Source organism: Limimaricola cinnabarinus (assembly GCF_002723615.1).
GTDB lineage: Bacteria > Pseudomonadota > Alphaproteobacteria > Rhodobacterales > Rhodobacteraceae > Limimaricola > Limimaricola cinnabarinus_B.
In genome coordinates this window covers 151,785-163,639 of sequence record NZ_KZ304951.1, presented here as the reverse complement: position 1 = coordinate 163,639, position 11,855 = coordinate 151,785, and the positions used below count along the sequence as shown (strand labels likewise).

Genomic DNA, 11,855 nt, shown 5'->3' with positions numbered 1-11,855 from the left:
GCCCTGCCACGCGCCCCTCAGCCGCGCACGAGGCGCAGCGCCGGACGCTGTGCGGGCGGCGCGCCGATCCGCACGGGGCCCGCGAAATCGAAGCGATGCATCCCCGCGCGAAGATCATGCGAGAGCGCCCCGAGGATCTGCGGCGGCAGCCCGGCGCGCGGCAGCAGCGGCAGCAGCAAGAGCTCGGCGCAGCGCCGCCCGCGCGCCGCGCGGGTTGCGATGAGCGGGGCGCGGCAGGGGTGATGCGCCTCGAAGGCGCGCTTCAGCAGCCCGGCCAGACGCGGCCGCGCCGAAGCGGCAAAGAGGCAGGACAGCGGCAGGCCGCGCGCCTCGCCTCCCGCGATCTCGCAGATCTCGCGCCCGGCGATGCGCAGCCGCCCCACGCCCGGTGCCACCGCGTCGAGCAGGAACATGAAAGGCAGCGCCTCGCCGATCTCATGCGGGTCGATCGCGGCGCGCGGCGGGGCGAGACCCTGCCTTGCCAGGCCGCGCCAATAGGCCTCGACCCCGTCGAGCCGGGCGGTCGTGTCGTCCTGTCGAAACTCCTGTTCACGCAACGTCATCGGCCCACTCCCGGATTTCACCACATTCTTGCCCTTATTCTAGGGCGCGGGCCGGACGACCGCCCGTCATATCTTTACATTTGCTTAACGCGCGCCACCGGTCTTGCCGCGCGGCCCCGATCCGCCTAACCCCGGCCAAAGCCCGACCCGGGCCGATCGGCACATAGACGGAGCAGCGGACATCATGCAGCGGCGCGGCCTTCTCATCATCCTCTCCTCGCCCTCGGGCGCGGGAAAATCGACCCTCGCGCGGCGGCTGCGCGACTGGGACCCCAGCCTGGGCTTCTCGGTCTCGGCCACCACGAGACCGCCGCGCCCCGGTGAGACCGATGGCAAGGATTACCATTTCGTCACCGAGGAACGGTTCAAGCATCTCGTCGCCGAGGGCGAGATGCTGGAGCATGCGCGAGTGTTCGAGAACTACTACGGCTCCCCGCGCGGCCCGGTGGCCGAGGCGACCGAGGCCGGGCGCGACGTGCTGTTCGACGTCGACTGGCAGGGCGCGCAGCAGATCTCCAACAGCCGCATGGCCGACCAGGTGCTGTCGATCTTCATCCTGCCGCCCTCGATCGCCGAGCTGCACCGCCGGCTCGTGGGGCGGGCGCAGGACGCGGCGGAGGTGATCGAGCGGCGCATGCAGAAGAGCTGGGACGAGATCAGCCATTGGGACAGCTACGACTACGTTCTGGTCAATGACGATCTTGACGCCACCGAGGCACGGCTCAAGATCATCATCGAGGCCGAGCGCCTGCGCCGCAGCCAGCAGCCCTGGCTCGTCGACCATGTGCGCGGCCTGCAATCGGAATTCGAGGAGAGATCATGACCATCTACGCGCTCGACGGCGAGACCCCCGAGATCGACGCGACCGCATGGGTCGCCCCCGGCGCCCATGTGATCGGCCGCGTGACGCTGGCGCCCGGCAGCTCGGTCTGGTTCGGGACCACGATCCGCGGCGACAATGAGCGCATCACGCTGGGCGAGAACACCAATGTGCAGGAGAACTGCGTGCTGCACACCGATATGGGCTTTCCGCTCGAGATCGGCGCGGGCGTGACGGTGGGCCACAAGGCGATGCTGCATGGCTGCACGATCGGCGAGAATTCCCTGATCGGCATGGGCGCCACCGTGCTCAACGGCGCGAAGATCGGTCGCGATTGCCTGATCGGTGCGGGCGCGCTGGTGACCGAGGGCAAGGAGATCCCCGATGGCAGCCTCGTGATGGGCGCGCCGGGCAAGGTGGTGCGCCAGCTCGACGAGGCCGCCATCGAGAAGCTCAGGGCATCGGCGCTGAACTACCGCGACAACGCCGCGCGCTTCCGCGACGGGCTCGAAGCGCTCTGATCCCCCTGTGGCGCAGCATCGGGCGGGCCTTGCGCGGGCCGGGCCGAAACGAGGCCGCGGCGCACGGTCCCGGTGAGGCGATCGCGCAGCCCGATGACCGGGCGATGAACGCCACCCGGTCGCTCATGGCGGCGCTGCCCTTTCCGGTGCTGCTGATCGGCGCGGGCGAACGGATCGAGGCGGCCAACGCGGCGGCCTTGCGGCTTCTGGGGGCGGCGCATCCGGGGCGGCACTACATCACCGCGCTGCGCCAACCGGCGGTGCTCGACGCGGTCGAGGCGGTTCTGCGCGACGGCGAGACGCGACATGCGCGATATCTCGGCCGCTCGGGCAACCGCGACACCACCTGGCAGGTGACGATCGGCGCGGTCGCGCTCGACACCGGGCCCGGCGTCGCCCTGAGCTTCGAGGACATCACCGAGGTCGAGGCGGCGGATGCGATGCGGCGCGACTTCGTCACCAATGTGAGCCACGAGCTGCGCACGCCGATCACCGCGCTGTCGGGCTTCATCGAGACGCTGCGCGGCGCGGCGCGCGACGATGCCGCCGCGCGCGAGCGGTTTCTCGCAATCATGGCGCGCGAGGCCGCGCGCATGTCGCAGCTGGTGGCCGATCTTCTGTCGCTCGCCCGCGTCGAGCAGGGCGAGCGGCACCGTCCGACCGCGGCGGTCGATCTGTCGGCGCTGGCCGCGCAGGTGATCGCGCTCCTCGACCCCATCGCCGCGCGCGACCGGGTGACGCTTTCGCTCACCGCGCCCGAGCCGCCGGTCATCGTGCCCGGCGACGAGGAGCAGCTGCGGCAGGTGATCACCAATCTCGTCGGCAACGCGATCAAGTATGGCGGCGCGGGGCGCGCCGTGGAGGTCACGCTCGGCGCGCCCGAGCCGCAGCCCGAGCTGCGCGGGCCGGGCGTGCGCCTCGTGGTGCGCGATCAGGGCGAAGGCATCGCGGCGCATCACCTGCCGCGCCTGACCGAGCGCTTCTACCGCATAGATCAGCACCGCTCGCGGGACATGGGCGGCACCGGTCTGGGCCTCGCCATCGTCAAGCACATCGTCAACCGCCATCGCGGCCGGCTCAGGATCGAAAGCCGCGAAGGGCAGGGCAGCCGGTTCATCGTCATCCTGCCGGTCGGCTGAGCCCTTGCCCCTCGGTCAGCCGCGCTAGGTTCCGACCTGTCATGAAACTTTTACATGGCTGTCACAAAAGCGAGGTCTACGACCCGTAGTCGGACCCCAACGAAGCGCCTCGGCGCTTCGGGGGAATGAACAACAGGAGCGATCCATGTCCTTCGTCAAGATGACCGTCTCGAGCGCCGCCCTCCTCGCCGCCACCGCAGGCTTCGCCGCCGCACAGGGCCGCGACAACGTGCAGGTGGCCGGTTCCTCGACCGTGCTGCCCTATGCCTCGATCGTGGCCGAAGCCTTCGGCGAGAATTTCGACTTTCCGACCCCGGTGGTGGAATCGGGCGGCTCCTCGGCCGGTCTCGCGCGGTTCTGCGAGGGCGTGGGCGAGAACACCATCGACATCGCCAACGCCTCGCGCCCCATCCGCGAGGGCGAGATCGAGACCTGCGCCGCCAACGGCGTGAGCGAGATCATCGAGGTGCGGGTCGGCTATGACGGCATCGTCTTCGCCTCCGACATCGACGGCGAGAGCTTCGCCTTCACCCCCGCCGACTGGTACGAGGCGCTCGCCGCCGAAATCCCGCAGGACGGCGCGCTGGTCGAGAACCCCAACACCAGCTGGGCCGAGGTGAACGCCGACCTGCCCGATCAGGAGATCCTCGCCTTCATCCCGGGCACCAAGCACGGCACCCGCGAGGTGTTCGAGGAGAAGGTGCTGCTCGCGGGCTGCGAGGAAAGCGGCGCCTATGAGCAGATCCTCGAGATCAATGGCGGCGACGAGGACGCGGCCGAGGCGGCCTGCATCGAGACCCGCACCGACGGCGTGTCGGTCGATATCGACGGCGACTACACCGAGACGCTGGCCCGGATCGAGGCCAACCCGCAGGGGCTCGGCGTGTTCGGCCTGTCCTTTTACGAGAACAACACCGACAGCCTTCAGGTCGCGACCATGAACGGCGTCGAGCCGACGGTCGAAACCATCGCCTCCGGCGACTACCCCGTCTCGCGCCCGCTCTACTTCTACGTCAAGAAGGCGCATCTGGGCGTGATCCCCGGGCTGCAGGAATTCGTCGAGTTCTTCGTCGCCGACGAGATCGCCGGCCCCGACGGCCCGCTGTCGGATTACGGTCTCGTCTCCGACCCCGAGCTGGCCGCGACGCAGGAGACGGTCGCGAACGGCACCACCATGGGCGCGATGTAACGCGGCGGACCTGCCGGGGGGCGGTCTTCGCGCCGCCGCCCGGACCCGCTGCGACATAGCAGACATCCCGGCCCGAAGCGCAGGCGCTTCGGGCCTCGACAATCGAAGGCCCCGCCATGCCCCCCATCTGGACCGCCCTGATCGTGCTGGTCATCGCCGCCGCAGGCTTCGTGCTGGCGCGCGCCCGCGCGCGGGGCGCCGCCCGCCGAGAGGCGCGCAGGCTCCATTCCCTCCTGCATTACTACGGCTGGACCGCAGCCATTTATGCCGCCGGCCCGGCGCTCCTGCTGCTCGCGCTGTGGCTCGTGGCCCAGCCCGTCGTCACCCGAAGCCTGACCTGGCCGGTGCTGCAGGCCGAAGCCGCCGAGGGCGCGGTGCCGTCGCTGATGATGGCCGATGTGCAGCGCCTCGCCGCCGGGCTCGACACCGCCGCCAGTTCGGGGCGGCTGTCGCCCGAGGCGGCGCGCGCGCTGCCGCCCGAGGAGCTGCGCGCCGTCATGGCCGATCAGGGCGTGGCGCTCGGCTCCGACGTGACGCCCGCCACCCGCGACGCGGCGCTGCGCTGGCAGCGGGTGAGCGGGCTGGGCCATCTCTTGCGCGACATCGCGGTGATCGGCCTCGCGCTCGCCGGGGCCGCCTGGGGCATCTCGCGCGCGCGGCCCGACATCCGCGCCCGCAACGCGGTCGAACGGGCGATGCGCGGCGGGCTGATCGCGGCGGCGCTGATCGCGATCCTGAGCACGGTGGGCATCGTCCTGGCGCTCATCTTCAACACGGTCGAGTTCTTCCGCCTCTATCCTGCGGCCGAGTTCTTCTTCGGCACCACATGGAGCCCGAGCTTCGGTGGCGGCTCCGAGCTGGGCATCCTGCCGCTTCTGTGGGGCACGCTCTACATCTCGATCATCGCGCTGATCGTGGCGGTGCCGATCGGGCTCTTCGCCGCGATCTACCTTGCCGAATATGCCCACAGGAACGTGCGCAGCTGGGCCAAGCCGATGCTGGAGATGCTGGCGGGCATCCCGACCATCGTCTACGGCCTCTTCGCGCTCTTGACCGTCGGCCCGCTTCTGGTCGAGGCCTTCGGGCGCGGCGGCTGGCTGGGGCTTGGCTGGATGCAGGGCGGCACGGCGGTGATGACCGCCGGTCTCGTCATGGGCATCATGCTCATCCCCTTCGTCTCCTCGCTGTCGGACGACATCATCAACGCCGTGCCGCAGTCCTTGCGCGACGGCAGCCTCGGGCTGGGGGCCACCCGCTCCGAGACGATCCGGCAGGTGGTGCTTCCCGCGGCCCTTCCCGGCATCGTCGGCGCGGTGCTGCTCGCGGCCAGCCGCGCCATCGGCGAGACGATGATCGTGGTGCTGGGGGCAGGGGCCGCGGCCCGGCTGTCGATGAACCCCTTCGACGCCATGACCACGGTCACCGCCAAGATCGTGAGCCAGCTCACCGGCGACGCCGATTTCTCATCGCCCGAGGCGCTGGTGGCCTTCGCCCTCGGCATGACCCTCTTCGTGATCACCCTCGCGCTCAACGTCGTCGCGCTGTGGATCGTGCGCCGCTACCGGGAGCAGTACGAATGACCGATATCTCCAACGACACCCCGGCGCGGGGCGGCTCGCTTCTGGTGACGGATGCGCGCACCAAGCGGCGCAACCGCGCCGAGACCCGCTTCAAGGCTTACGGCATCGCGGCGCTCGCCGTCGGCATGGCCTTTCTCGTGGCGCTTCTCTGGGCGATCCTGTCGAACGGGCTCACCGCCTTCAGCCAGACCTATGTCCAGCTCGACGTGCCGCTTCTGGAGGAAAAGCTCGACAAGGACGGCGACCGCGACCCCGACAAGATCGCCAAGGTCTCGACCTTCGGCTACAAGCCGCTGATCGAGGCGGCGCTCACCGATCTGGTGGCGCGCGAGGGGATCGAGACCGAGCTCGACGGCAAGGCGCTGACCAAGATCCTGTCGGATTCCGCCGCCGCGAAGATCCGCGACCGCGTGCTTGCCGATCCGTCGCTGATCGGCCAAACCGTCAGCTTCGATCTGCTCGCCTCCAGCCGCGTCGATGGCTATCTCAAGGGCCGGGTGAGCCGCGAAAGCCTCGCGCGCGACAAGAATCTCGACGCCGCGCATCTCGATCTCGTCGATACGCTGCGCGAGGCGGGCGCAGTGGAAAAGCGCTTCAATCTTGCCTTCATCACCGGGGCCGACGCCTCGGATTCGCGCCCCGAGCAGGCGGGCATCGGCGTCGCCATGCTGGGCTCGTTCTTCATGATGCTGGTGGTGCTGATCCTGTCGCTGCCGATCGGCGTCGCGGCTTCGATCTATCTGGAGGAATTCGCGCCGCAGAACCGGCTGACCGACCTGATCGAGGTCAATATCTCGAATCTCGCCGCCGTGCCCTCGATCGTCTTCGGCATTCTCGGCCTCGCGGTGTTCATCCAGTTCATGCATCTGCCGCAATCGGCGCCCTTGGTCGGCGGCCTCGTGTTGACGCTGATGACGCTGCCCACCATCATCATCTCGACCCGCGCCGCGCTGAAATCCGTGCCGCCCTCGATCCGCGACGCGGCGCTCGGCGTCGGCGCCTCCAGGATGCAGGCGGTGACTCATCACGTGCTGCCGCTGGCGATGCCGGGCATCCTCACCGGCACCATCCTCGGCCTCGCGCAGGCCCTGGGCGAGACCGCGCCGCTGCTGCTGATCGGCATGGTGGGCTATATCGCGACCAACTATCCCGACGGCGTGGCCGAGGGCTTCCTCGCCCCCAACTCCGCCATGCCGGCGCAGATCTACGAATGGGCCAAGCGGGCCGATCCGGCCTTTTACGAGCGCGCCTGGGGCGGCATCATCGTGCTGCTGGCGTTCCTCTTGGCCATGAACCTCATCGCGGTGCTGCTGCGCCGCCGCTTCGAGCGGCGCTGGTGAGCGCGCAAAGGGCAGGAGGCCCGGACATGAACGACATGCGACCCATGGACAATGCCGTGACCGACAAGACCAAGATCACCGCCCGCGACGTGCATGTGCATTACGGCACCACCCACGCGATCAAGGGCGTCGATGTCGATATCGCCGACCGCACCGTCACCGCCTTCATCGGGCCGTCGGGCTGCGGCAAGTCGACCTTTCTGCGCTGCCTCAACCGGATGAACGACACCATCCCCGGCGCGCTGGTCACCGGCGAGATCAGGATCGACGAGGCCGACATCTACGACCCCCGCGTCGATCCGGTGCAGCTGCGCGCCAAGGTCGGCATGGTGTTCCAGAAACCCAACCCTTTCCCGAAGTCGATCTACGACAACGTGGCCTACGGGCCGAAGATTCACGGGCTGGCCCGCAACAAGGCCGAGCTCGACGAGATCGTCGAGAAGGCGCTGCGCCGCGGCGCGATCTGGGACGAGGTCAAGGACCGGCTGCACGCGCCCGGCACCGGGCTTTCGGGCGGTCAGCAGCAGCGGCTCTGCATCGCCCGCGCCGTGGCGACCGAGCCCGAGATCCTGCTGATGGACGAGCCTTGCTCCGCGCTCGACCCGATCGCCACCGCGCAGGTCGAGGAGCTGATCGACGAGCTCAGGCAGAACTTCACGGTGGTGATCGTGACGCACTCGATGCAGCAGGCGGCGAGGGTGAGCCAGCGCACGGCGTTCTTCCATCTGGGCCATCTCGTCGAATACGGCGAAACGGGCAAGATTTTCACCAATCCCGAGGACAGCCGCACCGAGAGCTACATCTCGGGCCGGATCGGGTAAGGGAGCAGGACCATGCAGGACAAGCATCACATCTCCTCGGCCTTCGACCGCGATCTCGAAAACATCCAGGCGCTGATCCTGAAGATGGGCGGTCTGGTGGAGGCCGCGATCATCGACGGCGCGCAGAGCCTCGCCGACCGCGACGTCGAGAACGCCGAAGCCGTGCGCCGCGGCGACAAGGCGATCGACGCGCTCGAAGAACAGATCAACGAGGAGGCCGCGCGCGTCATCGCGATCCGCGCGCCGGTCAGCCGCGACCTGCGGGTAATCCTGTCGGTGCTGCGGCTCGCCGCCAGCCTCGAGCGGATCGGCGACTATGCCAAGAACATGGCCAAGCGCACCTCGATCCTCGCCGAGCTGAGCCCGATCGAAGGCTCTGACGCCGCGCTCAAGCGCATGGCGCGCGAGGTGCGCGACATGCTCAACGACACGCTCGACGCCTTCGTCAACCGCGACGCGGATCTCGCCGCCGAGGTGCTGCAGCGCGATCAGGACGTCGACCAGATGTACAACGCGCTGTTCCGCGAGTTCCTGACCCACATGATGGAGGACCCGCGCGCGATCACCGCCTGCATGCACCTGCATTTCATCGCCAAGAACATCGAGCGCATGGGCGATCTGACCACCAACATGGCCGAGCAGGTGATCTATCTGACCACAGGCCAGATGCCCGACGAAGACCGCCCCAAGGGCGACAACACCTCCTACGTGGCACAGCCGGAGTGAACCGATGCGCCGGGTGAAGCCGCATGTGCTGATCGTCGAGGACGAGCCGTCGCAGCGCGCGGTGCTGGCCTACAACCTCGAATCCGAGGGCTTCCGCGTCTCGGAGGCCGAGGATGGCGACGCGGCGCTGCTCATGGTGGCCGAGGAGATCCCCGATCTGGTCGTGCTCGACTGGATGCTGCCGGGCGTCAGCGGCATCGAGATCTGCCGCCGCATCAAGGCGCGGCCCGAGACGCGCGGCCTGCCGATCATCATGCTTTCGGCCCGCACCGAGGAGGTGGACCGTGTGCGCGGGCTGGAGACGGGGGCCGATGACTACGTCGTCAAACCCTATTCGGTGAGCGAGCTGATGGCGCGGGTGAAGAGCCAGCTGCGCCGCTCGCGCCCGGCGGGCGTGGGCGAGACGCTGAGCTTCGAAGACATCACGCTCGACGCGGAGACGCACCGGGTGCAGCGCGCAGGGCAGCCGGTGAAGCTCGGGCCGACGGAGTTCCGCCTGCTCGCGACCTTCCTCGAGCGGCCCGGCCGGGTCTGGAGCCGAGAGGCGCTGCTCGACCGGGTCTGGGGCCGCGATGTCTATGTCGACACGCGCACCGTCGACGTGCATATCGGACGGCTGCGCAAGGCGCTCTGCGCGCATGGCGGCACCGATCCGCTGCGCACGGTGCGCGGCGCGGGCTACGCGCTGGGGTAGGGGGCGACGACGCCCGGTCCGGCGCGGCGGCGCGGGGCCGCCCGGTCCGGTGGCGGCAACGAGGATCGCGTCCGGGGACATGCTCCGGACGCGATACCCGCGCCACTTCAGCGCTTCTTCATCGCCTCCATCAGGGCGGAGCCGAAGGAGCCGGTCTGGTCGCCGCGCGCGGGCGCGCCGGCCTGCCGAGCCTCCTTGCGCGGCGGCTTGGCGGGCTTTTTCGGCGCGTCGCCCCGCCGGGGGCCGCGCGCGTTGCGGTCCTCCCTGGCCGAGGCGCCGCCATCCTTGCGCATGGTCAGCCCGATGCGCTTGCGCGCCACGTCGACCTCCGTCACCCGCACCTGCACCACGTCGCCCGCCTTCACCACCTCATGCGGGTCCTTGACGAAGCGATCCGCGAGCTGGCTGACATGAACCAGCCCGTCCTGATGCACGCCGATATCCACGAAGGCGCCGAAGGCCGCGACATTGGTCACCGTGCCTTCGAGCTTCATCCCCTCGCGCAGATCGCCGATCTCCTCCACGCCCTCGGCGAAGCTCGCCGTCCTGAAGCTGGGCCGCGGGTCGCGTCCGGGCTTTTCCAGCTCGGCGAGGATGTCGCGCACGGTGGGCAGGCCGAAATGATCGTCGACATAGGCCTCGGCGCGGACCTCCTTCAGCGCCCCGGGATCGGATTGCAGGGCGCGCAGATCGCGGCCGCAATCGGCGACGATCCGGCGCGCCACGCCGTAGGCCTCGGGGTGGACCGCCGAGGCGTCGAGCGGCTCGCGCCCGTCGCGGATGCGCAGGAAACCGGCGCATTGCTCGAAGGCGCGCGGCCCGAGCCGCGCCACCTTCAAGAGATCCTTGCGGCTGGCGAAGGCGCCCGCCTCATCGCGATGCGCGACGATGGCCTCGGCCAGCGCCGGGGTCAGCCCCGAGACATGCGACAAAAGCGGCGCGGAGGCGGTGTTGAGATCGACGCCCACGGCGTTCACCGCATCCTCGACCACCGCTTCGAGCGATTTCGACAGGCGGCGCTGGTCGACATCGTGCTGATACTGGCCGACGCCTATGCTCTTGGGCTCGATCTTCACCAGCTCGGCCAGCGGGTCCTGCAGCCGCCGCGCGATGGAGACCGCCCCGCGCAGCGACACGTCGAGACCGGGAAACTCCTTCGACGCCAGCTCCGAGGCCGAATAGACCGAGGCCCCCGCCTCGCTGACGATGACCTTGGTGGGGGTCTTCGCGCCAGACGGCAGCAGCGCCAGCGTGTCGGCGACGAGCCTTTCGGTCTCGCGCGAGGCGGTGCCGTTGCCGATGGCGATGAGTTCGACCCCATGCGCCTCGATCATCCGCAGGATCGCCGCCTGCGCGCCGCGCACATCCTTTTTCGGCTGGAACGGATAGAGCGTGTCGGTCGCGAGCAGCTTGCCCGTCGCGTCGATCACCGCGGCCTTCACCCCGGTGCGGATGCCCGGATCGAGGCCGAGCGTGGGTTTCGCGCCCGCCGGTGCGGCGAGCAGCAAATCCTTGAGGTTGCGGGCGAAGACGGAGATGGCCTCCTCATGCGCACGGGCGCGCAGCTCGGCCACCAGCTCGGTCATCATCGTGGTCGAAAGCTTCACCTTCCAGGCCCAGCTTGCGACCTCGCGCAGCCAGCGGTCGCCCGGCCCATCGCCCGAAGGGCGCAGCCTAGCCGCGACCATCGCCTCGCAGCGCGGCGCGCCGATCTCCTTGTCGGGGCCGATGTCGAAGCGGATGACGCCTTCCTTCATCGCCCGCAGGATGGCGAGCGCGCGGTGCGAGGGCATCGCCGCCCATGTCTCGGAATGATCGAAATAATCCGAGAACTTGGCCCCGGCCTCTTCCTGCCCCGGAACGACGCTGGCGGTGACGACCGCTTCCTTGCGCAGGAAGCCGCGCAGCTCGCCCAGCAGGTCGGCGGTCTCCGAAAGCTCCTCGGTCAGGATGTCGCGCGCGCCGTTCAGCGCGGCCTTCGTGTCGGGCACCGCATCATTCAGATAGGCTTTCGCCAGCGCCTCCGGGTCGCGGCCGCGATCGGCCATGATCGCATCGCGCAGCGGCCCGAGCCCGTTTTCGCGCGCGATCATCGCCTTGGTGCGGCGCTTGGGCTTGTAGGGCAGGTAGATGTCCTCGAGCCGGGTCTTGGTGTCGGCGGCGTCGATCGCGCGGGCCAGCGCCTCGGTGAGCTTGTCCTGCTCGCGGATCGATTTCAGGATCGCGTCGCGCCGGTCGTCGAGCTCGCGCAGATAGCCCAGCCGTTCGGCCAGAAGCCGCAGCTGCGCGTCGTCGAGCCCGCCGGTGGCCTCCTTGCGGTAGCGCGCGACGAAGGGCACCGTCGCGCCCTCGTCGAGAAGCTTGATCGCGGCGGCGACCTGCGGCGCCTTCGCCCCGATCTCCTGCGCGATGGTCCGGTTGATGCGGCTGGCGCGGTCCATGCTCGTCCTTTCCTCTGCTCG

General features: G+C 69.3%; 11 protein-coding genes. 9 read left to right on the top strand and 2 right to left on the bottom strand.

Features of this window, described 5'->3' with window-relative positions; genetic code table 11:
* Positions 1-17: 17 nt before the first annotated feature.
* Complete coding sequence (locus CJ301_RS00780; RefSeq protein ID WP_099273239.1) at positions 18-563, bottom strand: PAS domain-containing protein; 546 nt, start codon at positions 561-563, stop codon at positions 18-20.
* A gap of 184 nt (positions 564-747) precedes the next feature.
* Between CJ301_RS00780 and gmk the strand changes: the two genes are divergently transcribed.
* The 9 genes from gmk (at position 748) to phoB (ending at position 9,393) form a co-directional block, all read left to right on the top strand.
* Positions 748-1,386, top strand: a complete 639-nt coding sequence (gene gmk / locus CJ301_RS00775) for a guanylate kinase (protein WP_099273237.1) — start codon at positions 748-750, stop codon at positions 1,384-1,386.
* Positions 1,383-1,904 carry a gamma carbonic anhydrase family protein gene (locus tag CJ301_RS00770; RefSeq protein WP_099273235.1) on the top strand — a complete coding sequence of 174 codons (522 nt, stop codon included), beginning with the start codon at positions 1,383-1,385 and terminating at the stop codon, positions 1,902-1,904. Before gmk ends, CJ301_RS00770 begins: the two co-directional genes overlap by 4 nt.
* A gap of 104 nt (positions 1,905-2,008) precedes the next feature.
* A complete protein-coding gene (locus tag CJ301_RS00765) occupies positions 2,009-3,043 on the top strand; it encodes a sensor histidine kinase (RefSeq protein ID WP_099273233.1) in 1,035 nt (344 codons plus the stop codon).
* Positions 3,044-3,188: 145 nt separating this feature from the next.
* Complete coding sequence (locus CJ301_RS00760) at positions 3,189-4,232, top strand: substrate-binding domain-containing protein (protein WP_099273231.1); 1,044 nt, start codon at positions 3,189-3,191, stop codon at positions 4,230-4,232.
* A 116-nt stretch (positions 4,233-4,348) separates the two neighbouring features.
* Positions 4,349-5,812 carry a phosphate ABC transporter permease subunit PstC gene (gene pstC, locus CJ301_RS00755; protein ID WP_099273229.1) on the top strand — a complete coding sequence of 488 codons (1,464 nt, stop codon included), beginning with the start codon at positions 4,349-4,351 and terminating at the stop codon, positions 5,810-5,812.
* The gene (gene pstA / locus CJ301_RS00750; protein WP_099273227.1) at positions 5,809-7,152 is read left to right on the top strand and encodes a phosphate ABC transporter permease PstA; all 1,344 of its coding nucleotides are present in this window, start codon (positions 5,809-5,811) and stop codon (positions 7,150-7,152) included. The genes pstC and pstA overlap by 4 nt, the downstream gene beginning before the upstream one ends.
* Positions 7,153-7,178: 26 nt before the next feature.
* Complete coding sequence (gene pstB, locus CJ301_RS00745) at positions 7,179-7,973, top strand: phosphate ABC transporter ATP-binding protein PstB (protein ID WP_099273225.1); 795 nt, start codon at positions 7,179-7,181, stop codon at positions 7,971-7,973.
* A gap of 12 nt (positions 7,974-7,985) precedes the next feature.
* Complete coding sequence (phoU, locus tag CJ301_RS00740) at positions 7,986-8,699, top strand: phosphate signaling complex protein PhoU (protein WP_099273223.1); 714 nt, start codon at positions 7,986-7,988, stop codon at positions 8,697-8,699.
* Positions 8,700-8,703: 4 nt separating this feature from the next.
* Entirely contained in the window at positions 8,704-9,393 is a 690-nt protein-coding gene (phoB, locus tag CJ301_RS00735) for a phosphate regulon transcriptional regulator PhoB (RefSeq protein ID WP_099273221.1), read from the top strand.
* A gap of 107 nt (positions 9,394-9,500) precedes the next feature.
* Here the strand turns inward: phoB and CJ301_RS00730 are convergent, their stop codons facing one another.
* Positions 9,501-11,834, bottom strand: a complete 2,334-nt coding sequence (locus tag CJ301_RS00730) for a Tex family protein (RefSeq protein WP_099273218.1) — start codon at positions 11,832-11,834, stop codon at positions 9,501-9,503.
* Positions 11,835-11,855 lie beyond the last annotated feature (21 nt).